Genomic DNA, 22079 nt, shown 5'->3' with positions numbered 1-22079 from the left:
CCTATGCACCCACCTTTGCGGTTGTGTTGTCGCGTTCCAGTTGGACGTGCGCGCGCATGAGTTCACCCGGGTTGGTCTGCGCCGCGAGCAGCGAGAGTTCACCGCACAGCACGGTCGCCGCCGCGAGGACGGCGAGCCGCCGCGCGTTCTCACCCGGTACACGTTCCGCCCGGCAGCCGAGCCGGGTCAGATTGGTCTCCACGAAGGGCAGACCCTTGCCGTTGCCGACCGTGCCCACGATGAGGTTCGGCAGCGTGCAGGCGAAGTACAGGTCGCCGTCGCGGTCCTCGGCCATCGTGACGCCCTGGGACCCCTCGACGATGTTGGCCGCGTCCTGACCGGTGGCCAGGTAGAAGGCGAGCAGCATGTTCGCGTAGTGGGCGTTGGCCGAGCGGACGCCGCCGGCGAGCAGCGTGCCCAGCAGGTTCTTGCGCAGATTCAGCTGGACGACCCTGGCGGCCGTCGTGTGCAGGACGCCCTCGACCACGTCGCGCGGGACGAGCAACTCGGTGACCACGTTCTTGCCGCGGCCGAGGATGCCGTTGATCGCGGTGGCCTTCTTGTCGGTGCAGTAGTTCCCCGAGATCGATCCGTAGGAGATGCCGGGCACCGTCTGGAGGAGATGGCCGAGCAGCGCGTCGGAGGCGAGCGTCGCCATGTTGTGCCCGGAAGCGTCGCCGGTGCTGAACTCGAACCGGAGGAACAGCAGATTGGCGTTGATCTCGTGCCGTATCCCGATCAGTTCGGCGAACCGGCTGCAGGTGCGCACCACGTCGCGCAGTTCGTCGATCCGCGCCTCGATGATCCGCGCGGCCGCGAGCGCGGTGCCCGCGTCCGTCGCCTCGACGAGCACCGAACGCGTCATCCGCTCGTCGACCAGGGTGGCGACGATGCCTCGCTCGGCCAGCCTGGAGACCTTCGCGCCGCGGCCCACCGACGGCCACAGCGGCGTCTCGTACGTGGCCAGCGGCACCTGGGCCTCGGTCGTGGCGACGTTTCCCGATATGCGAAGGGGGCCCACCCACTTCATCGGGACCGCGGCCGTCGCGTGTGTCTCAGTCATCGTGTGCTTCCCGTCATCTCGTGAAGGGCGCCGCCGGAACTCGAACGCTGGGCGAGACGACGTGTGTCGATGCCCCGGTCGGCGCAGAAGGAACGGAGGGTGCCCTGGATCAGCAGGTCGCAGCGCGTGAGGTCGGCGGGGGTGCGCGCGCCGAGCATGGTCTGCAGTGCCGCCAGTTGGTCGAGCCAGGTCGTGATGCGCGCCACCAGCGCAGGCACCCCGCCGTCCAGGAGGGTGCGAAGGAAGCCACCGGACGAGCCGACGGCGCGGGCGCCGAGCGCGAGCGCGCGGGTGACGTCGAGCGGGTGGCGGACGCCGCCGGAGGCGAGCACGGGCAGGCCGACGTCCTGTGCGTCCAGCAGACAGGCGGCGGTGGACTGCCCCCAGTCGTGCAGGAAGGCGTAGTCGCCCAGTTCGCGGCGGCCGTTCTCGATGCGGGCGAAGTCGGTGCCGCCACGGCCGCTGAGGTCGGCCGCCTGCACCCCGAGGTCCCGCAGCGCCAGGACGGTCTGCCGGCTCAGCCCGTTGCCGACCTCCTTGACGATCACCGGGACGCCGACGGCCGACACGATCTTGCCGATCTGCGGACCCCAGGACCCGAAGGAGCGGTCGCCCTCCGGCATGGGCGTCTCCTGCGCCGTGTTGAGGTGGATCTGCAGGGCGTCGGCGCGCAGCAGGTCGACGGCGCGCCGCGCGTTGTCGACCGAGGCCGTCGCGTTGACGTTCGCCAGCACGAACCCGTCCGGGTTCTCCCGGCGCAGCACGCTGAACGTCTGCGCGCACGAGGGGTCCTTGAAGTAGGCGTGCATGGAGCCCGACGCGATGGCCACCTTCGTCTCTCGCGCGGCGATCGCCAGATCCCGGTTGATGACACCGGTTCTGGCGCTGCCGCCGGTCATCGCGTTGATGTAGAGCGGTGCCTGCCAGGTGATGCCGGCGAAGGCCGTCGCCGACGACACGTCCGGCCGGTCGATGCCGGCCAGGGCGTGGTGCACGAACGACACCTCGTCGAACTGGTTGCGCCCGCTGTGCGCGTGCTGCTGTTCCATGGCGAGCCGGACGTGGTCGTCCTTGCGCGATGCGCTCATTGCTGGATTCCTTCCATGACGACGCGGACGGGCAGGGGCAGCACCCCGGCCGCCGACCACCGTTGGCGAACGTTCGAGACGCCCTGCGGGCTCGCGGCGTCCAGCAGGGCGATGCCGCAGTCGCCGCCGCCCGCACCGGACGGCTTGGCCGCGCCGCCCGCGCCCTCGGCCGCGTCGCACAGCGCGCGCAGCTCGTCGGTGAAGACACCGAGGCCGACCTCGTCGTCCAGACGGGCCAGCTCCCCGCGTGCGCGCCGGATCTGGTGCAGCACCCCTGGGCCGTCACCGTCGCGCAGCGCGTCCGTCATGGCGTGCACGACGTCGACGGTGGCGGCGACGAACCTCCGGTGCGCGGCCGTGCCGCGCCAGTCGCGCCGGTGCAGATCGGAGACGAGGGCGGTGGTGGAGGCCGGACGCCCGGTCCAGCCGACCTCCAGGCACAGGTCCCCGGGCGGCGGCAGCCTGCGCACACCGAACCCGGGCCAGGGCTCGGCCAGCGCCGCCTCGACGCCCCGGTCGCGGGCCAGGTCGAGGACGAAGCCGCGGTCGGGTGCCCGGTAGGCGAGCCAGCCACCCCAGGTGCTGGCGGCGAGATCGCCGCCGGAGCCCTTGGGGTCGATCCGGGCCGAGGCGAGCAGCGAGAGGCGGTACACGTCCGTGTGCGACAGTTCGAGGCCGCAGTACGCCGCCACGGCCGCGACGCTCGCCACGGTCACAGCGCCGCTCGAACCGAGCCCGAACTTGCGGCCGTGTTCGTGCAGCGTGCTGGTGACGGACAGCTCCACATCCGGTGCGGGCAGGCCGCGTTCGGCGAGCAGTCCGGCCACTGTCTCGATCGCCGACAGCACGTGCACCGGACCGTCGCCGCCACCTCGGGTGCCGTCCGGCGTGAGCCGCCCCTGGTGCCAGTGGCGGTGCACCGGGTGCGTGGCGAGATCGGAGCGGATCTCCACGCCGGGTGTCCTCGCGCCGGACACGGTGACGGTGACGTACCGGTCGACGGCCACCAGGACCGCCGGATTGCCGCTGTCCACGACCGCGTACTCGCCGGCCACGAACAGTTTGCCCGGCGCGCGCCGGACCACGGCCGGGCGGCGGGCCGAGGGGCGCATCACTCGTCCTCACCGGTCAGCCGGGCGCCGGGGCCGGGGCCCGCGACGTGCACGGCACGGCCGGGAACGGCGGCGCGCACCGCGCCGGCCACCCGCTGCGCGTCCGCGCGGGCGCACAGGACCTTCACGTTCGGTCCGGCGTCCATGGTTGCGTAGGCCGCCACCCCGTCGCGTCGCAGCTGCAGCACGCTGTCGAGGACCGTCAGCGTGGCCGGTGACAGATAGCGCACCGCGGGGCGCGCAGCCAGCATCGTGGCATGCATGCCGAGCGCGTTGCGTTCCGCGATCTCGCCGACCGCCGCGAGGTCACCGCGCAGCAGCGCGTCGCGCATCTCGGTCAGATCGTCGGCGCTGGAGCGGGCCCATGGCCGGTACAGCGGGGAGGTGTCGACGGTGCGGCGCATGGCGCCGCGGCTGGACACCTCCTTGGGGCCCGCGTCGAGCACGGCGACGACCAGCGCAGGGTCCAGCGCGTCGTGGGACACGGGCACCGGCTCGGCATAGGAGGACAGGTCGGCCTCGGTGTCCGTGCCCGCGGTGGTTCCCGCGTGCCACACGACGAAGCCGCCGAAGACGGAGCGTGACGCCGACCCCGATCCACGCCGGGCCAGCCGGGTCAGGCCGGTGGCGTCGAGGCCGAGTCCGTACGCCCTGGCCGCGGCGACGGCGAGGGCGGCGAACCCACTGGCGGAGGAGGCGAGACCGGCCCCGGTGGGGACGGTGTTCTCGCTGTGCACGACGGCCCGCTGCCGCAGCCCCGCACGCTCGCGTACGAGGTCGAGGAAGGCGGAGACGCGACGCAGCGCCTCGCCGTGCGCGGGCGCCCCGTTGAGCGTGACCACGTCCGCGCCGGCCGCGGCGTCGAGCCGGACCGAGGTCGTGGTGGGAAAGATGTCCAGCGTCATCGACAGGCTGTCGGTCCAGGGCAGGAACAGCCGTTCGTCACGCTTGCCCCAGTACTTGATCAACGCGATGTTCGGGTGTGCGACGGCGGTGGCGCCCTCGTCCGGGGCCCGACCGCCCGGCCGCCGTCCGGAGGCCATGAGGTCACCGCTCATGTCCGGCGGCCCCCTTGAGCGGTACGGTCCAGGCCTGCACGGCACCGGCTTCGAGCAGGTGCGAGGTGACCCGGTCGGCCGACTGCGGGGAGGCCAGCGCGAGGACACAGCCGCCCAGGCCGCCCCCGGTGATCTTCGCGCCGTGGCTGCCCGCCGCGAGCGCGGCCCGCACCAGTGTGTCGATGCGATCGGTGCTCAGACCGGCGTCGTGCATGAGCTCGTGATAGCCCGTCAGACATCCGCCGAGCTCCGCGGGCCGCCCCTCGGCGAGGTACCGGCAGGCCCGGTCGACCAGCAGGGTCGCCCGTCCGACGAACTTCTCCTGCGCGCCCGCCCGCCGCTCGAACCCGCCGCGCAGCAGCTCGACCGCTTCCTTGGTGCTGCCCGCGGTGCCACTGTCCGCGACGATGAACACGTCGTCGCAGCCGACGGCCGCGGGACGGGCCCGGCCCGCCCGGAACCGCAACGGGGCCTTCGCGCCCACGGTCATGGCGTCGACTCCGCTGGCCCGGCCGTGCGTCATCGTCTCGGCCGTCTGCACCAGATCGAACGCCGTGTCCTCGGTCAGCTCACGCCCGAACAGCTCGGCGAGGGCCAGGACGACGGCGCGCGAGTTGGCCGCGCTCGAACCGAGACCGCGGCCGGGCGGGATCGCGCCGTCGAGGCTCACCTCCAAGGGCGGGCCGCCGCGCACCCCCGCCCGCGCCATGAACGCGTCGATGAGGCGGCGCAGGCTGAGCGAGGCCTGGGCCACCACCGCCGGTGAGGCGGATCCCGGCATCGTGAACGACAGGTCGTCACCGGTGCCGTCGCCCCCCGAGTGCGCGGCCCGCGCCGTGACCGTGAGCCGGGATACCGGAAGAGCGAGCGCCGGAGCTCCGTAGACGACCGCGTGCTCGCCGAGCACGATGGCCTTGGCGTGGGCGCGGCCGATGCCGACCACACCGCCGGCCGGGTGCGCACCCGGCGCTTTCGCTGTTCCCGGTGCCCCCTCCACTGAGGCCGGAAGAGTCAACGCACTCAGCTCCCCTTGTCGTTTGTGCATCGAGAACGGAAATCGTCATGAGGGAGCGCGCGCCTGTCCGGCGCGTTCTCCCGTGGAGATTCGGATATTCGGAAAACGTCAGAGCTGACGCTGCAGAGCGATCCGGGTGAGTTCTTCGATGTCGAACTCGGAGCGGCATCCGGGTGTGCCGTACCGTGTGATCTTTCCGCGGCTCACCCACTTTCGGATGGTCGCTTCCTTCACTCCCACGGCGAGTGCCGCCACATTCGTGGGAACGAGTCGGTGACGGGGTGGCTTGATCATGCGTCGACGCCCTTTCGCTGCCGCTCCATGAGCCGCCCCAGAATGAGCAGCTCGTGCATCTTCCAGGAATGTCCGGCCGAGCAACTGACGCTGCTCACCGATGAGTTCCCGCCTTTCTGGTGCTGTGTGGGAGTGCTGATCGTCCCGCCGCAGCCCTCCACGACGCACTGCCTGATGAGCGCCTGCAGATTGCCGGGGTCGGGGTCGACGATGCGGCGCAGCTCGCCGCTGAGGCCGTCGACCTCGTCCGCGAACTCCACGGCGGGGGCCTGCGAGGCGAGCCAGGTCAGGTGGCGGATCAGAAAGCGCGCCAGGCCCGGCACGGTGCGCTCGGGTGCGGCACACCGAAGCTGCTCCAGGACGATCCCGGACCACGATTCGAGCACTGCCAGAGTGTTGTGCCGGCTGTCGAGCACGGAGATGTCGACGAAGTCGTTCCTGCGACTTCCGGAGACCTTGGTCGGATTCGTCCGCCGAGAAGTGGGCGACACGTGGTTCAGGCATTCCTGGTGCAGATAAGGCAATGCGCGCAGCTGACGCTCGACATGCCTGACGCAGCCGACGCAAAGCAGCGGGCCGGCACCGATGCGGATTCCCTCGGTGTGGCATCTGGGGCACGAGTGAACCTGCATCGGGTCTCCTTCATCTCAGATCCGCAAGGACATTCCACCTGGCCGATTCCGGACTGCCGATGAGAACGTACGGACGAGCAGTGGAGTCCCTCTCAAGCCTTGTTCGGGAATCGCTCGGCGACTCCCCTCAAGCCGTGTTCCAGGCGAATCCGAGCCCTGTTTGAGCGTCTGCGCCGACGGTTACGGCGACAAGGAGGCGCTGTGTCTGGAACACACGGAGGCGAACGTCCGATCGGTGTCGCGCTTACCGCAGGGCTGCCCCTGGCGGCGGCCGTTCAGTTGTCCTCGAGCGAGCCGGATCCCCACTTGGAGGTGTGTTTGGTCGGCGCCGGTCCCCGGGGTCTGTCCGTCCTGGAACGGCTCTGTGCGCAGGAGCGAAAGTCCCCTCGCTGGGACGCCGTCACGGTGCACGTCGTCGACCCGGACCCACCCGGTTCGGGACGGGTGTGGCGGCCCACGCAGTCCCGTCATCTGCTCATGAACACCGTCGCGTCCCAGGTCACGGTCTACACCGACGCCAGTGTGCGCATCGAGGGGCCACTGGCGGAGGGGCCGAGTCTGTACCAGTGGGCCAAGACGCTGCGGGCACGGGCGCTCGAACCCGGCTCCGGGGCCGCCCTCGCCCCGGAGATCCTCTCCGAGGCACGCCGTCTCGGCCCTGACTGCTATCCGACCCGCGCGCTCTACGGCTCCTATCTGACCTGGGCGTTCCAGCAGGTCGTCACGGGTGCACCGGCGCATGTGACGGTGCGGACCCACCCGGTGCGGGCCGTCGCGCTGGAGGATCACGGCAAGGGGCCCGCACGCACGCAGACCGTCGTGCTCGAGGACGGCGCCCGGCTGACCGGACTCGGCGCGGTCGTCCTCGCCCAGGGGCACGTTCCGGTGCACCTCACCCGGACGGAGCGGGAGATGACCGAGTTCGCGGCCCGGCACGGGCTGGTCTATCTGCCGCCCGCCAATCCGGCCGATGTGGACCTGTCGGACATCGGGCCCGACGAGGACGTGCTGGTACGCGGGCTCGGGCTCAACTTCTTCGACTATCTGGCCCTGTTCACCCAGGGCCGCGGCGGTGTCTTCACCCGCGTCGACGGCAGACTCGTCTACCGGCCGTCGGGCCGCGAGCCGCGCCTGCACGCCGGATCCCGGCGCGGGGTGCCCTACCACTCGCGCGGCGAGAACCAGAAGGGCGCACACGGCCGTCACCTGCCCCGGCTGCTGACCGCCGGCTACATCACCCGATTGCGTGCGAGGCAGCCGGGCCGCGGCGGCATCGACTTCGCCGCCGACCTGTGGCCGCTCATCTCCAAGGAGGTGTGCGCCGTCTACTACGCGGCTCTGCTCACGGCCCGGGGCGAACTCCCCGAAACGGTCGAGGAGTTCATCGAAAGCTATCTGTACGCCGAGCCGGGCGCGGAGGAGGACGCGCTCCTTGACGCCACCGGTGTCGCGCCCGCCGAGCACTGGGACTGGGAGCGCATCGCCCGCCCCTACGGCACCCGCGCCCTGCGCGACCGGGCCACCTTCCGCGACTGGCTGCGCGGCCATCTCGACGACGACGTCCGCCTCGCCCGGCAGGGCAACGTCAGCGGGCCGGTCAAGGCTGCCCTCGACGTCCTGCGCGACCTGCGCAACGAACTGCGGCTCGCCATCGACCACGCGGGCCTGACCGCCGCGTCCCACCGGGATGACCTCGACCGCTGGTACACGCCGCTGAACGCCTATCTGTCCATCGGCCCGCCGGCCTCCCGCATCGAGGAGATGTCCGCGCTCATCGAGGCCGGCGTCCTGGACGTGACCGGACCCGGTCTGCGGATCACCGCCGACGCCCGCGACCCGCTCGGCCCGTGTTTCACCGCCACGTCGAGCGAGATCGCGGACACCCGGGTGCGGGCCTCGGCGCTCGTCGAGGCCCGGCTGCCCGAGATCGATCTGCGGCGCACCGCCGACCCGTTGCTGGACCAGCTGCTGCGCACCGGACAGTGCCGCACGTACCGCATCCCCGGCGCCGACGGCATCCCGTACGAGACCGGGGGCCTGGCGGTGACCGAGCGCCCCTTCCACGTCATCGACGCCCAGGGCGTACCGCATGCGAGGCGCTTCGCCTACGGGGTGCCCACCGAGTCGGTGCACTGGGTCACCGCGGCCGGCATCAGACCCGGCGTCGGCTCCGTCACCCTGGAGGACTCCGACGCCATCGCGGCGGCGGTCCTCGCGCTGCCCCGGCTGCCCTTCGTCCCCGCGGGACCGGGCGGGGTGCCGACGGGCCGGGTCGCTTCCGCTCCCCGCCCGGTACCGAACGCGAAGGCGAGCACATGAACCCCTTCCCCGCACATCTGGACGCAGGACTGCTCTCGCCGGTCAGGGCGGGCACCCCCGCCGAGGCCGCCGTCGGCGACAGCGCCTGGTTGCAGGCCATGCTCGACGCGGAGGCGGCCCTGGCCCGCGCCCAGGCCCGCTGCGGCACCGTGCCCGCCGCCGCGGCCGAGGCCATCACGGCCGCGGCGCGCGCCGAGCTGCTCGACGCACGGGAGCTGGCGCTGGCCGCACGGGAGACCGCCAACCCGGTCGTGGGACTGGTCAAGGCGTTCACCGCGCTGGTCGCCGAACGCTCCCCGCAGGCCGCGGAGTTCGTGCACCGCGGCTCGACCAGCCAGGACGTCTTCGACACGGGCGCCATGCTGGTCGCCGCGCGGACGCTGCGTCTGATCGTCGCCGATCTGCGGGAGGTCGCAGCCGCCCTCGGCGAACTCGCGGCCGCTCACCGGGACACGGTGATGGCGGGCCGGACGCTCGCCCTGCATGCCGTGCCCACGACGTTCGGGCTCAAGGCGGCCGGCTGGCGCGAGCTGGTCCTGGACGCGGCCGAACGCCTGGAACGCATCGCTCGCGACGGGCTTCCGGTGGCGCTCGGCGGCGCCGCGGGAACACTGGCCGGCTACCTCCAGTACGCGGGCGAGGACGCCGACCCCGCCCGCGTCCTCGACGAACTGGTGGCCGCCTTCGCCGCCGAGACGGGACTCGCCGTGCCCGTACTTCCCTGGCACGCGCTGCGCACCCCGATCGCCGATCTGGCGGCCGGGCTCGCGCACACGGCCGGCGCACTCGGCAAGATCGCCGCGGACGTACTGGTACTCGTCCGCACCGAGGTGGCCGAGGCCGCCGAGCCCGCGGTGGCGGGACGGGGCGCCTCATCGGCGATGCCGCACAAACGCAATCCGGTGCTGGCCTGCCTGATCCGTTCGGCGGCCCTCCAGGTCCCCGCTCTCGCCGCCGTGTTGCACCAGTGCCTGAGCGCCGAGGACGAACGCTCCGCCGGAGTGTGGCACGCCGAGTGGCAGCCGCTGCGCGAGTGCCTGCGGCTCACCGGCGGCGCCGCGCACACGGCCGTCGAACTCGCCCGCGGCCTGACCGTGGACGCCGACCGGATGCGCGCCAACCTGGAGGCGACCGGGGGACAGCTCGTCTCCGAACGTGTCTCGGCCGTCCTGGCCCCGCGTCTGGGCAAGGCGGCCGCCAAGGCGCTGCTCACCGAGGCCTCGCTCGCCGCCACCGCCTCCGGTCGGCCCCTGCACCTGGTGCTGGCCGAACACCCGCGGCTCAAGGGCGTGTTGACCGGTGAGGAGGCCGCTGCCCTGCTCGAACCGGGCCGGTACACCGGTGTCGCGGGCCCGCTGGTCGACCGGGCGCTCGCCGATGCCACGCCCGCAGGCCGCACCGTCGCCGGGACGCGCCGTGCGCCCTGACGTCTCGTACCAGGTGTGTCACCGGCCGCTCCCCGCGCGGCCGGTGGCCGTCGAGCGGCACGCGCCCAGGCTGAGCCACCGGCTTCGCCGGTGGCTCTACGAACAGGTCGTCCGGTCGCACGGGTGAGCGGGGGAGGGGCACCCGCCCGTTCAGGACTTGGATGTGACGGGTGTCCCCGGCGGCACGGACGCCCCCTGCCAGGGCCGGCACACGCCGACGAAGCAGGCGAGCGCGGTCAGCGCGCTGCCCAGTTGGACCGCGGCCATGGGTACCGCCGTGTCCTTGCCCGCGATGCCCACGAGCGACGAGGTGATCGCCCCCATGACGAAGCAGGACATGCCCACCAGCGCCGAGGCGGAACCTGCGGCGTGCGGGGTGCGCATCATGGCGAGCGCGTTGGTGTTGGGCAGGACCAGGCCGAGCGCGGAGATCATGACGAAGAGGCAGGCGGCGACGGGAGTCGCTCCCGCGTCCCCGAAGAGGCCGGCCGTCACCGCCATCAGCACCGATCCGGCGAGAGCGATCACCGCGAGCCCGCACCCGAGCGCCTTGTCCAGGCCGACCCGGCCGATGAGGACCTTGCCGTTGATCTGGCCGACCACCATCAGGCCGAGCGAGTTGAGCCCGAAGAGCAGGGAGAACATCTGCGGGGACGCTCCGTAGATCTCCTGGACCACGAAGGGCGAGGCGGCGATGTACGAGAAGAGCGTGCCGTACGCGAAGCCGTTGACCAGCATGTATCCGGTGAACACCCGGTCTGCGAAGAGCCCGCGCATGATCCACAGCGCCTCGCGGAAGCCGCCGCTCTGCCGCCGCTGAGGGGCGAGGGTCTCGGGCAGCCGGCGCCACACGAGCGCGATGAGCACGACGCCGATCGCGGCGAGCAGCGCGAAGATGCCGCGCCAGTTGGTGAAGTGCAGTATCTGCCCGCCCAGGACGGGCGCGATGATCGGGGCGACGCTGGATATCAGCAGCAGCGACGAGAAGAAGCGGGCCATCCGCATGCCGTCGTACAGGTCGCGCACCACCGCGCGCGCGATGACGATGCCGGCCGAGCCGGACAGTCCCTGCAACAGCCGCAGGGCGATGAGCAGTTCCGCGCTCGGCGCGAAGGCGCACATCGTGGCGGCGAGAACATAGACGACGAGACCGGTCAGAAGCGGCCTGCGCCGCCCCCACTTGTCGCTCATCGGACCGATCACGAGCTGCCCGAGCGCCATCCCGGTGAGGCAGGCGCTGATCGTCAACTGCCCATTGGTGGCTGAGGTGCCGAGCGAGTGGGTGACCTCCGGCAGAGCCGGCAGATACATGTCCATCGACAGCGGCGGCACCGCGGCGAGCCCGCCGAGTATGAGCGTGACCAGCAGTCCGGTACGCCGCCGCCCCTGTACCGATCCGACCGCATCGTGCCCTGTCCGTGCCGGTGCGCGCCGCCCTGGGGGCCGCCCGTCGGCGCCGGATTCCTCGATGCGTTGAGACATGCCGCCTCCGTGTCCAGTCGTGCGGTGTGGTGCGGGACTACTGGGTCTGCTGACCGATGGTGGCAGCAGAGGGCTACAGAACCGGTGGGGAGCGACTCGGTCCGGGCGGTGCGGCGCACCGTCGCACCGCAACGTGACCTACGTCACTTTCACTCGCCCTTGGCGGAGCGATGAAAGGCATGTCACTATTTCGGCACGCCACGCCTGCCCAAAAGCTGATGAGCGGCAGGCATTCAGGCGTTTCACCAGACGGTCCGGTCGCATCGTCCGATCAGACCGCTTCCGTGCCGTGATCGGCACAGATCCCCCTCGCGTTCCACCTCCCTTCACCCTCCCTCGCCGTCGTCCGCGGCCGTCCGCGGGGCAGGGGGCTTTCGCATGCGCCGACGCGCTCGTGCGGGCCGGCGTCAGCACGTCCGTCCGCCGTACCGCCAGGTCGGCCGCTGCCCCTGCGCGCGGATCGCTCATGTACGTACGGAAAGCGGACTCTAGAGAAAGTGGACCCCAGGTATGCCAAGGCTATGCAAGCCCGCGGTGAGGGCGCCGGAAAACGTCATCACCATGGAAGAGACTCTGGCGTTCGCCGAAAGAGTCCATCGCGGAAAGCCACAACTGCCGCTGGCCCTGCGGCTGATCCGGAACACGGGTGTTCAGAAGCGGCATATCGTCCAGCCCATCGAGGCGACGCTCAAGCACCCGGGCCTGACGGAACGCAACCGCATCTACGAGCTCGAGTCGAAGAAGCGGTGCCCCGAGGTCATCGAAGAGGCGCTGAAGAACGCCGATGTGACGGTGCGTGACATCGACGCGATCATCTACGTGTCCTGCACGGGCTTCTCCATGCCCTCGCTGACCGCGTGGCTCATCAACAAGCTCGGGCTGCGCTCCGACACCCGGCAGATCCCCATCGCCCAGCTGGGCTGCGCGGCGGGTGGCGCGGCCATCAACCGCGCGCACGACTTCTGCGCGGCCCACCCGGGCAGCAACGTCCTGATCGTGTCGTGCGAGCTGTGCTCGCTGTGCTATCAGCCCGACGCGGACGACATCGGATCCCTGCTGTCCGACGGCCTGTTCGGTGACGCGGTCGCGGCCGCCGTGGTGCGCGGCATCGGTGGCGTCGGCATCGAGCTGGAGCGCAACGCCTCCTATCTCATCCCGAACACCGAGGACTGGATCTCCTACGCGGTCAAGGACACCGGCTTCCACTTCCAGCTGGACCGCCGGGTGCCGGGCACGATGGAGCCGCTCGCCCCGGTGCTGCGCGAGTTCGCCAAGGACCACAGCTGGGACGCGGGCAACCTCGACTTCTACATCGTGCACGCGGGCGGTCCGCGCATCCTGGACGACCTCGCCAAGTTCCTCGAGGTCGACCGCAAGGTGTTCCGGCACAGCTGGGCGACGCTGAGCGAGTACGGCAACATCGCCAGCGCCGTCGTCCTGGACGCCGCACGCAGGCTCTTCGAGGAAGACGCCCCGGCCCCCGATGCCACGGGTCTGATCGCGGGATTCGGTCCCGGCATCACCGCCGAGATGGCACTGGGCCGCTGGGCCGTGGACACACCGCAGCTCGTCGACTGACCCCGAGCCGGATCCCGTACGGACAAAGGAAGCGGATTGGCATGAGCAACCTCATCACTCCCGCGGGCCAGGGACGAAAGCTGGTGACCAAGGCGCAGGAAGTGACTTTCAAGGCGACCAAGGAGCAGGGCTCCTCGATCTCCATCTTCGAAGTGGTCGTCCCGCCCGGTTTCGACGTCGGCGCGCATGTGCACAGCGAGTCGCAGGAGTTCTTCTACGTCCTGGAGGGCGAGCTGGAGATCCTGTGCTTCGAGCCGAAGGAGCGCACCCACGACACCTGGCACCACTGGGAATCGGCCGACGGCGAGCGAGCGGTACGGGTCGGGGCGGGCGGCTGCATGTTCGTTCCGTCGGGGACGCCGCACGCGTTCAGAAACCCCACCGACAAGCCCACGACGATGCTCTTCCAGAGTTACCCGTCTCCCGAGCACGAGCACTACTTCGAGGAGATCACCGAGATCTGGTCGACGGGCAGGGCGGTGGATCCCGAGGCAGTGGAGGAGATGCGCCGGCGCTACGACGTCCGTCAGATCACGCCGATGCGCTTCGAACCGGAGGCGGCAGGATGACCGAGGAGATAACCCTGGTCCACGCGAGCCTCGGCGAGGCGGAACTGGCCGCCGTCGCCGAGGTGTTCGCCTCGGGCTGGCCGGCCGGCCAGGGCCCGCAGGGCAAGGCCCTCGAGGCCCAGCTCAAGGAGCGCTACCACGCAGGGGGCGCGGTTGCGGTGAGCAACTGCGGCGCCGCACTGCACCTCGCCATGCTCGCGTTCGGCGTCAAGCAGGGCGACGAGGTGATCGTCGCCGACTACACCTTCCCCGCCCCGGCCCACGCGGTGCGCTACGTCGGTGCGACCCCGGTCTTCGCCGACGTGCGCGCGGACACCGGCACCGTCGACCCGGAGGCCGTCGCCGCGCTGGTCGGTCCGCGCACCGTCGGCATCATCGCCGTCGACACCGTAGGACTGCCCGCCGACTACGCGCCGCTGCAGGCGATCGCCGACCGGCACGGGCTGTTCCTCGTCGAGGACGCGGCCTGCGCGGTGGGCGCGACGTACCAGGGGCGGGAGGCGGGCACGCTCGCCGAGGTGGCCTGCCTGTCCTTCCACGGACGCAAGGGAGCCACCAGCGGTGAGGGCGGTGCCCTGATCGCCACAGACCCGGCGATCGCGGCGGACGCCCGGCTGCGGTCGTCCTTCGGCATCGGCAGCATCTTCGACCAGGCGCAGGTCGTCGGGCTGCCGATCTCGCAGTTCACCGAGATCGGCTACAACTTCAAGCTGTCCGACATCGCCGCGGCGATCCTGCGCGTCCAACTGGACCGGATCGGCGAGCTGCTGGAACGCCGCGGCGCCGTCGCGGCGCAATACGCCGAACACTTCGCCGACGAGGAACTGCTCACGGTGCCGCACGTGCCCGCGGACCGCACCCACGCCTGGCAGTCCTACGTGGTGACACTGGATGCCGGCGTGGACCGCGCGGGGGTCGCCACCGACCTGCGGGCACAGGGGATCGGCTGCGGGCACGGGACCTGGGCGTCCCATGTGCAGCCCGTGTTCGCCGCACAGCAGACGTGCCCCGTCTCCGCCGACCTCTTCCGGCGCAACCTCGCCATTCCCATGCACGCCGAGCTCACCGCGCACCAGGTCGAGAGGGTCGTGGCCGCGGTGCGTACCGCGCTGCGCGCCAACTCGGCGTCCACCCGGGCCCCAGGAAGGGCAGCATGACCAACAACCAGCCGACACCGGACACCGTCCTGCGACTCGTCAACGGCTACTGGGCCACCGGCATCGTCGGCACGGCAGCCGGGCACGCGGTGTTCACCCATCTGGAGAACGGCGCCGACACCCCCGACCAGCTCGCGACCCGCGCGCAGATCTCCGAACGCGGGGCCCAGACGCTCCTCGACGGACTCGTCAGCGTGGGCCTGGTCGAGCTGCGCGAGGGCCGCTACCGCAACACCGCGGAGGCGTCGGAGTACCTCGTCGAGGGCAAGCCCGCGTGCCTGAGCAGCTTCGCCCAGCTGAAGCTGACCCACATGGGCAGCCTGTCCACCCTGCCCGAAGTGGTGCGCACCGGCGGGCCGGTGACGGATCCGACGACCGAGGTCGCCGACAACCCGCACTGGGCGCTGGTCGTCCCGGCCATCGCCGCGCAGTCGGTCCCCGCGGCCACGCTCGCCGCGGAGGTACTGAACCTGCCGGAGGCGGGCGAGGTGTCGATCCTCGACGTGGGCGGCGGCTCGGGCATCTACTCGGCCCTGTGGCTGGAGGCCAACCCGCGGGCCCGCTCGACCCAGCTGGACTGGGAGCCGATCAACAAGATCGCCCGCGGGCTCCTGGAGGAGCGGGGCCTGTCCGACCGGTTCACCTGCATCGACGGCGACTTCCACTCCACCGACTTCGGTGAGGGGCTCTACGACGTCGCGCTCTACTCGCACATCGCCCACCAGGAGGGCCCCGAGGAGAACACCGAGGTCTTCGAGCGGCTGCGCCGGTCCCTCAAGCCCGGTGGTGCCCTCGTGGTCTGCGACTACGTCGTCGACGACGACCGCAGTGGCCCGGCGTTCCCGCTGCTGTTCGCCTCGGAAATGCTCCTCAAGTCCAACCAGGGCGGCACCTGGCGGCGTTCCGAATACCGCGACTGGCTGCTCAAGGCCGGCTTCGGAGACGTCTCGTTCCACTCCGCCCCGCCCGCAACCCTGGTCGTCGCCCGCTAGCGGGACGGCCCTTCGCCGCCACCGGCGGAACCGGCAGACATTTGGAGGACCCGTGTCCCAAGCCACCGAGGTCGAGGACGTCTATTCGGCCATCGAGGAATCGGCCCGGCTGGTGGGGGTGCCCTGCTCGCGCGAGAGGATCGAACCGGTCCTGACCGCGTACGGGGACGCCCTCGCCGACGCCGGGATCGTACTGAGCGTGTCGACGGGCGAACACCCCACGGCCGAGCTCGACTACACCATCACCGTGCCCACCCAGGGCCCCGACCCCTACACCACGGCCGTGCGGCACGGCTTCGTCGAGGTCGCCGACCACCCGGCGGCCACCCTGCTCGCGGACATCCGGGAGCGGGTGCCCGTCAGCGAGTACTTCATCGACGGCGGGGTGAGCGCCGGCTTCAGCAAGATCTACGCCCACTTCCCCTTCGACCCGCTCACCCTGGAGCAGCTCGCGGCCGTACCGTCCATGCCGCGCGCCGTGGCCGAGAACGTCGGCCTCTTCGCGCGTCACCATCTGCACCAGGCCGCGATGATCGGGATCGACTACCGGCGCCGGACGGTCAATCTGTACTTCGCCGGGCTCCCCGCCGAGTTCGGCGAGGCGGAGAACATCCTGTCGCTGCAGCGCGAGCTCGGCCTGCCACGGCCCGACGCGGAGCATCTCGCCTTCGCCCAACGGTCGTTCCGGGTGTACGTCACCCTCAGCTGGGACTCCGCGCGGGTCGAGCGCATCTGCTACGCCCCCGCGCCGGTGCGTGACTGGGACCCCTCGGCACTTCCGGTGCGCATCGAGCCGGAGGTCGAGAAGTTCGTGCGAGGCGCCCGACGCACCTATGGCGGAGATCCCATCGTCATCGCGGCCTGCAAGTGGACCGCCGACGGGCCCTATTTGAATCTCGGCCCCTACACCCGGGTTTCACCTCTGATGCGGACCTTGCTGCGGAATCTCACCGGACAAGAGGTGTGATCCTTCCTGACGGTGATCACGGGTAATTCCAGGGCGCAGCAGAACTCCAGCCGGGCTCTAGAGGGGGTGAGCGACGATTGCAGTCCCGGGTTTCGTCGCTCACGGAAATCTCCTGTACCCCACGGAGGGAAACATGCCCGAAGCACACACGATCACTGAAGGTCAGACCGCCCTCGGCGCACTGGGGGACGCCTTGGCCAAGGCCGGCGCGGAGTCCATCTCCGGGCAGCGGGAGAAGTTGGCCGAGGGTCTGCTGCGGGCCTCTCTGAAGCAGTGGGAGGACCCCGCGGTCCGGCCGCAGCTGCTCGCGGATCTGACGGCCGCGATCACCGACGAGGCGGGCGCGGAGAAGATGCGCGCCTTCATGTCCGCCCAGTCCTCGCAGATCTTCAGCCAGTTGGGCAAGGCGCTCGGACTGGAGCAGACCCTCGACATCAATGAAGTGGCGGAGATCCTCAAAGTGCCGCCGCTGAACATCAATGCGGCGCAGGCACAGGTATGGGGAATGGTCATCCTGCGCTACATTCTCCGCCTCGAACCGATTTCCTCGGCATCGTCCGACGAACTCGTCACGCTTATCGCCCCGACCATTCAGCGCTATCTGGTCGGTTAGGCCCTTCAAGCCCCTTCACAGGTCCGTTCCAGGGCCTTCGGCGGACCTTCGATCACCGCTCCACGCCGTGCACGTGAATGCGCGGCGGTTCCTCCTGCTCGCACTTCTTGCCCGCGCCTCTTGCCGCGCACGCGACCTCCTCAACAGACCGTACAGGTGACCGAAAGGCAGCACGCCCATGGCAGACCGAATCGCCGCACCGACCCTGAGCGGTCCACCGCAGCGTGCGGCCGCGCTGCCGTCGCTCACCGGCCTGCGATGGTGGGCGGCCACGCTCGTGTTCCTCTCCCACGCGTCGCTGCTCTCCGGTCCCGTCAGACCGGACCTGCCGATCAGCTTCTTCGCGGACCAGGACATCGCGAAGGGGGTGGCCGACTTCTTCTCGCCCGGCTTCGTCGGGGTGTCCTTCTTCTTCGTGCTCAGCGGCTTCGTGCTGACGTGGTCGTCGAAACCCGGAGAGCGGGTCACGGCGTTCTGGCGCCGGCGCGCCGTGAAGATCTACCCCAACCACCTCGTGGTGTTCGCGCTGGCGATGTGGCTGTTCGCCTCGTCCACCCCGGTGCACGCCTGGCTGCCGAACCTCTTCCTGGTGCACACCTGGAGCAACCAGCCGGAGGTCATCTCCAGCGTGAACCTCCCGGCCTGGTCGCTGTGCGTGGAGGTGTTCGCCTACGCGCTGTTCCCGCTGTTCCTCGTCCTGGCGCGACGGATCAGGGAGAGCAGGCTGTGGCTGTGGGCCGGTGTGATGGTGGCCGGCGTCGTGGCCGTGCCGGCGGTGACGCAGGCGTTCATCTCCGGCGGTGTCCGGGTGCCGGGATACGACCTGTGGATGAACCAGCTCTGGTTCAGCTACGGCTTCCCGCCCGGGCGGCTCTTCGAGTTCGGGCTCGGCGTTGTCCTGGCCAGGATCGTCGCCGCGGGCCTGTGGCCCCGTATCGGACTCACCGTCTCGGCCGTCGCCTTCGCTGCCGGGTACTGGCTCACGTTCGCCCTGCCCTACCCGTACAAGTTCTACGTCGGCACGATCATCCCGATCGGCATGCTCATCTGTGCCGCGGCCGCACGTGACCTGCGCGGCGAGGGCGGCTGGCTGGCCAGCAGGACCATGGTCTGGCTGGGCAAGGTCTCCTTCGCCTTCTACGTCATTCAGGACGTGGTCGTCTTCTACGGCCGCCCCAAGGTGCTGGGGTCCCATACCTTCGCCGTCGTTCCCGCCCTCGGCATGCTGCTGGCGCTCCTGCTCACGAACCTGCTGGCCGGCTGGCTGCTGTACCGCCTGGTCGAGGTTCCGATGATGAACCGCTTCAGCCGCGGCAGGAAGCGGCCCGCACCGGCCGCGCCCCGCAGCCCCGAACCCGCCGCGGTGACCGGGGCCGTCTGAACGGGTGCACGGCCCATAACTGACATTTCGTCAAGAAACCGCACTGAGCGTTCCCTCACCACAACATCACCACGCGTCGGCGCGCGCGAGGAAAGGACTGACATGGCCAGGAAGTTGGACACCGATGTCATCGTCGTCGGGGGCGGTCCCACCGGCCTGATGCTGGCCGGGGAGCTGCGCCTGGGCGGTGCGGACGTCATCGTCGCCGAGGCCCTCGAACAGCCGACCGGCCAGTCGCGTGCCCTCGGCTTCACCACCCGCGCCCTGGAGTCGTTCGAGCAGCGTGGCCTCGTGCCCCGCTTCGGCACCGTCGAGACCATGCCGATGGGGCACTTCGGTGGCATCCCCTTCGACTACACCGTCCTGGAGGACGCCAACTTCGGCGCCCGCGGCATCCCGCAGTCCCAGTCGGAGGCGGTCCTTGAGGCGTGGGCCGGCGAACTGGGCGCGGACATCCGCCGAGGGCGCGAACTGATCGCCCTGGAGCAGGACGAGGACGGCGTCACCGTCACCGTGACCACCCCCGACGGCACCCGCGAGGAGTTGCGCGCCCAGTACGTGGTGGGCGCCGACGGCGCGCACAGCGCGGTGCGCAAGGCCGCCGACATCGACTTCCCCGGCACCTCCGGGACCCAGGTCATGCACCTGGCGGACGTGGCCGGTTCCGGGGTCCGCCCGCGCCCCTTCGGCGAGCGCCTCCCGCTCGGCCTGGTGCAGGTCTTCCCCGGCGGCGACATCGACCGCGTCATCATGACCGAGTACGACGCCCCGGTCGACAACCACGACGAGACCCCCGAGTACGCGGAGGTCGCCGAGGCGTGGCTGCGCGTGACCGGTGAGGACATCTCGGCGGGCAAGCCGCTGTGGGTCAGCTCCTTCACCGACGCCACCCGCCAGGCGGCCGAGTACCGCAAGGGCCGCGTGCTGCTCGCGGGCGACGCCGCGCACATCCATCTGCCGGTCGGCGGCCAGGGCATGAGCGCCGGTGTGCAGGACGCGGTCAACCTGGGCTGGAAGCTCGCCGCCACCGTCCGCGGCCGGGCCCCCGAGGGCCTGCTGGACACCTACCACGGCGAACGCCACCCGGTGGGCCGGCGGCTGCTCGCCAATACCCGGGCGCAGGCCATGTCCATCTTCGGCGGGGACGAGTCGCAGGGACTGCGCGACCTGTACGCGGAGCTGATCGCCCTCGACGAGGTCAAGCGTCACCTGGCCGGCATGGTCAGCCACGTCGACATCCGCTACGACATCGACCCGGAGGGCCACCCGCTCGTCGGCCGCCGGCTGCCCGCGCGCACGCTCGACACCGCGAACGGCCCGGTCGCCACGCCGGAACTGCTGCACCCGGCCCTCGGCGTGCTGCTCGACCTGTCCGACTCCGCCGAGCTGCGGTACGCCGCGGCCGGTCACAAGGACCGGGTCACCACGGTCACCGGCACGCTGCCCGCGGACGGGGCCTTCGACAAGGTCCCCGCGCTGCTGGTCCGCCCCGACGGATACATCGCCTGGGTGGGCGACGACGCGGCCGGTCTGACGGCCGCGCTCGACCGCTGGTTCGGCGCACCGGACCACGCGTAACCGCCCTCACGGGCCGTCACAACCGCGCCCGTCAACCGAACGTGGGGATGTATGTCGAACAACCATGAGCTGACAGGGCTCTACTCGGTCATCGAGGAATCCGCCCGGCTGGTGGACGTGACCTGCTCGCGCGAGACGGTCTGGCCGATCCTGACCGCCTACGGGGACACCCTGGCGCAGGCCGTGGTGGCCTTCCGGGTGGCGACCGGGGAGCGCAACGACGGTGACTTCGACTGCCGTTTCACCATGCTGCCCATGGACATGGACCCGTACGCGGTCGCTCTGGAGAGCGGCCTGAGCCCGAAGACCGACCATCCCGTCGGGAGTCTGCTCGGGGAGCTGCACCGCGAATTCCCCGTCACCAGCAGCGGAATCGACTTCGGGGTCGTCGGCGGCTTCAAGAAGACCTGGTCCTTCTTCCCGACCGACGACCTCCAGTCGCTGTCCGACCTGGTCCGCCTGGAGTCGCTGCCGCCCAGCGTGGCGGGCAACCTCGAGTTCTTCACCAGCTACCGACTGGCCGACCGGGTCAGTCTGGTGGGGATCGACTACCCGAACAGGTCGGTGAACCTGTACTTCGGCGCGGCCCCCGAGGAGACCTTCCAGGCCGACGGGATCCGCTCGATCCTGCGGGACGCGGGACTCGCCGAGCCGAGCGAGCGGCTGCTGCGCCTCGGCGAGCAGGCGTTCGGCATCTACGCCACCTTGACCTGGGACTCGCCCAACGTCGAGCGGATCACCATCGCGGCCATGACGCCCGATCCGACGACGCTGCCGGTGCGCATCGAGCCCAAGATCGAGCATTTCGTGAACGAGGCGCCCTACAGCACCGACGACCGTCAGTTCGTCTACGCGATCACGTCGTCGCCCAAGGGCGAGTACCACAAGCTCCAGTCGTACTACAAGTGGCAGTCGCGGGTGGAGAACATCCTGCTGGTCTCCGACAACAGCTGAAGAGGGAAGAGGTAAACGGAATATGTCACCCGTGAACGTCGCCGTCATCTACTACAGCGCGACCGGCAGCGTGCACGCCCTGGCGCAGGCCGCCGCCGAGGGCGCGGAGAAGGCCGGCGCCACCGTGCGGCTGCGCAAGGTCCGTGAACTGGCCCCGCCCGAGGCGATCAACTCCAACCCGGCCTGGGCGCAGCACATCCAGGACAGCGCCGACATCGCCGAGGCCGCCCTGGATGACCTCGGCTGGGCCGACGCGGTCCTGCTCGGCACGCCGACCCGCTTCGGCAACCCCGCCAGCCAGCTGCGGGCGTTCCTGGAGACGACCGGTCCGCTGTGGGCGCAGGGCCAGCTCGCGGGCAAGGTGTGCTCGGCCTTCACCGCCTCCAACACCGCCCACGGCGGACAGGAGTCGACGATCCTGGCGCTGTCCAACACGTTCTACCACTGGGGCGGAATCATCGTGCCCCCCGGCTACACCGACCCGATCCAGTTCAAGACGGGCAATCCGTACGGGACTTCGCACGTCGCCGCGCTGGGCGCGCCCGGCGAGGACACCCTGGAGTCGGCCCGTCACCAGGCCCGGCGCGTCGTCGAGACGGCGGCGGCGCTCAAGGCGGGCCGCGCGGCCGCCTGAACGGCCCGAGCGGCCCGCGCCGCCCGAGCGACCGGCACCGCGGGGGGGGGGGGGGGGGGGGACGGGGGAGGGGAAACATGGTCGACAGGGGGGCCGGTTGGGGCCGTACGGAGGAACGGGGGAGGAACGGGAGTGGAGGAGTAGGGGTGTTGGTGGTAACGCCAGG

At 70.8% G+C, this 22079-nt stretch carries 19 protein-coding genes; 12 read left to right on the top strand and 7 right to left on the bottom strand.

Annotation, left to right across the window (positions count from 1 at the left end):
* Position 1: 1 nt before the first annotated feature.
* The 6 genes from ACFVDP_RS39400 to ACFVDP_RS39375 form a co-directional block, all read right to left on the bottom strand.
* On the bottom strand, positions 2 to 1063 hold the full coding sequence (locus tag ACFVDP_RS39400) for a hydroxymethylglutaryl-CoA reductase (protein ID WP_383501112.1): 1062 nt from the start codon (positions 1061 to 1063) through the stop codon (positions 2 to 4).
* Positions 1060 to 2151: a type 2 isopentenyl-diphosphate Delta-isomerase gene (gene fni / locus ACFVDP_RS39395; RefSeq protein WP_383501109.1), complete on the bottom strand. Its 1092-nt coding sequence runs from the start codon at positions 2149 to 2151 to the stop codon at positions 1060 to 1062. Before fni ends, ACFVDP_RS39400 begins: the two co-directional genes overlap by 4 nt.
* The gene (locus ACFVDP_RS39390; RefSeq protein ID WP_383501106.1) at positions 2148 to 3263 is read right to left on the bottom strand and encodes a phosphomevalonate kinase; all 1116 of its coding nucleotides are present in this window, start codon (positions 3261 to 3263) and stop codon (positions 2148 to 2150) included. The genes fni and ACFVDP_RS39390 overlap by 4 nt, the downstream gene beginning before the upstream one ends.
* Positions 3263 to 4321, bottom strand: coding sequence for a diphosphomevalonate decarboxylase (gene mvaD / locus ACFVDP_RS39385; RefSeq protein WP_383501103.1), 1059 nt, complete (start codon positions 4319 to 4321; stop codon positions 3263 to 3265). Before mvaD ends, ACFVDP_RS39390 begins: the two co-directional genes overlap by 1 nt.
* The gene (gene mvk / locus ACFVDP_RS39380) at positions 4311 to 5318 is read right to left on the bottom strand and encodes a mevalonate kinase (RefSeq protein ID WP_383501100.1); all 1008 of its coding nucleotides are present in this window, start codon (positions 5316 to 5318) and stop codon (positions 4311 to 4313) included. The genes mvaD and mvk overlap by 11 nt, the downstream gene beginning before the upstream one ends.
* Before the next feature lie 308 nt (positions 5319 to 5626).
* Positions 5627 to 6121, bottom strand: a complete 495-nt coding sequence (locus ACFVDP_RS39375) for a hypothetical protein (protein ID WP_383501097.1) — start codon at positions 6119 to 6121, stop codon at positions 5627 to 5629.
* A gap of 459 nt (positions 6122 to 6580) precedes the next feature.
* Here ACFVDP_RS39375 and ACFVDP_RS39370 point away from each other — a divergent pair, with 459 nt between their 5' ends.
* Positions 6581 to 8581, top strand: a complete 2001-nt coding sequence (locus ACFVDP_RS39370) for an FAD/NAD(P)-binding protein (RefSeq protein WP_383501094.1) — start codon at positions 6581 to 6583, stop codon at positions 8579 to 8581.
* Positions 8578 to 10008 (top strand): 3-carboxy-cis,cis-muconate cycloisomerase, encoded by a 1431-nt coding sequence (gene pcaB, locus ACFVDP_RS39365; RefSeq protein ID WP_383501091.1) that lies wholly within the window; start codon positions 8578 to 8580, stop codon positions 10006 to 10008. Before ACFVDP_RS39370 ends, pcaB begins: the two co-directional genes overlap by 4 nt.
* A gap of 150 nt (positions 10009 to 10158) precedes the next feature.
* On the opposite strand, the gene ACFVDP_RS39360 is transcribed toward pcaB, so the two are convergent.
* A complete protein-coding gene (locus ACFVDP_RS39360; RefSeq protein ID WP_383501088.1) occupies positions 10159 to 11490 on the bottom strand; it encodes a multidrug effflux MFS transporter in 1332 nt (443 codons plus the stop codon).
* 561 nt (positions 11491 to 12051) lie between these two features.
* Between ACFVDP_RS39360 and ACFVDP_RS39355 the strand changes: the two genes are divergently transcribed.
* The 10 genes from ACFVDP_RS39355 (at position 12052) to wrbA (ending at position 21913) form a co-directional block, all read left to right on the top strand.
* A complete protein-coding gene (locus ACFVDP_RS39355) occupies positions 12052 to 13068 on the top strand; it encodes a type III polyketide synthase (protein ID WP_383501085.1) in 1017 nt (338 codons plus the stop codon).
* A 41-nt stretch (positions 13069 to 13109) separates the two neighbouring features.
* Entirely contained in the window at positions 13110 to 13637 is a 528-nt protein-coding gene (locus ACFVDP_RS39350; protein ID WP_383501082.1) for a cupin domain-containing protein, read from the top strand.
* Positions 13634 to 14794, top strand: a complete 1161-nt coding sequence (locus tag ACFVDP_RS39345) for a DegT/DnrJ/EryC1/StrS family aminotransferase (protein ID WP_383501079.1) — start codon at positions 13634 to 13636, stop codon at positions 14792 to 14794. Before ACFVDP_RS39350 ends, ACFVDP_RS39345 begins: the two co-directional genes overlap by 4 nt.
* Positions 14791 to 15786, top strand: a complete 996-nt coding sequence (locus tag ACFVDP_RS39340; protein ID WP_383501076.1) for a class I SAM-dependent methyltransferase — start codon at positions 14791 to 14793, stop codon at positions 15784 to 15786. Before ACFVDP_RS39345 ends, ACFVDP_RS39340 begins: the two co-directional genes overlap by 4 nt.
* A gap of 52 nt (positions 15787 to 15838) precedes the next feature.
* Entirely contained in the window at positions 15839 to 16753 is a 915-nt protein-coding gene (locus ACFVDP_RS39335) for an aromatic prenyltransferase (protein ID WP_383501073.1), read from the top strand.
* A 133-nt stretch (positions 16754 to 16886) separates the two neighbouring features.
* Positions 16887 to 17366, top strand: a complete 480-nt coding sequence (locus tag ACFVDP_RS39330; RefSeq protein WP_383501070.1) for a hypothetical protein — start codon at positions 16887 to 16889, stop codon at positions 17364 to 17366.
* A gap of 178 nt (positions 17367 to 17544) precedes the next feature.
* Positions 17545 to 18747 (top strand): acyltransferase family protein, encoded by a 1203-nt coding sequence (locus ACFVDP_RS39325; RefSeq protein ID WP_383501067.1) that lies wholly within the window; start codon positions 17545 to 17547, stop codon positions 18745 to 18747.
* Positions 18748 to 18849: 102 nt separating this feature from the next.
* Positions 18850 to 20325: an FAD-dependent monooxygenase gene (locus tag ACFVDP_RS39320; protein WP_383501064.1), complete on the top strand. Its 1476-nt coding sequence runs from the start codon at positions 18850 to 18852 to the stop codon at positions 20323 to 20325.
* Between the two features lie 51 nt (positions 20326 to 20376).
* The gene (locus ACFVDP_RS39315) at positions 20377 to 21279 is read left to right on the top strand and encodes an aromatic prenyltransferase (protein ID WP_383501061.1); all 903 of its coding nucleotides are present in this window, start codon (positions 20377 to 20379) and stop codon (positions 21277 to 21279) included.
* Between the two features lie 22 nt (positions 21280 to 21301).
* On the top strand, positions 21302 to 21913 hold the full coding sequence (wrbA, locus tag ACFVDP_RS39310; protein WP_383501058.1) for an NAD(P)H:quinone oxidoreductase: 612 nt from the start codon (positions 21302 to 21304) through the stop codon (positions 21911 to 21913).
* Positions 21914 to 22079: the final 166 nt, after the last annotated feature.

The organism is Streptomyces sp. NPDC057694, from assembly GCF_042799415.1.
Classification (GTDB): Bacteria; Actinomycetota; Actinomycetes; order Streptomycetales; family Streptomycetaceae; genus Streptomyces.
Note: the sequence above shows the minus strand (reverse complement) of the source record. Positions and strands in the feature narration are given on the sequence as shown.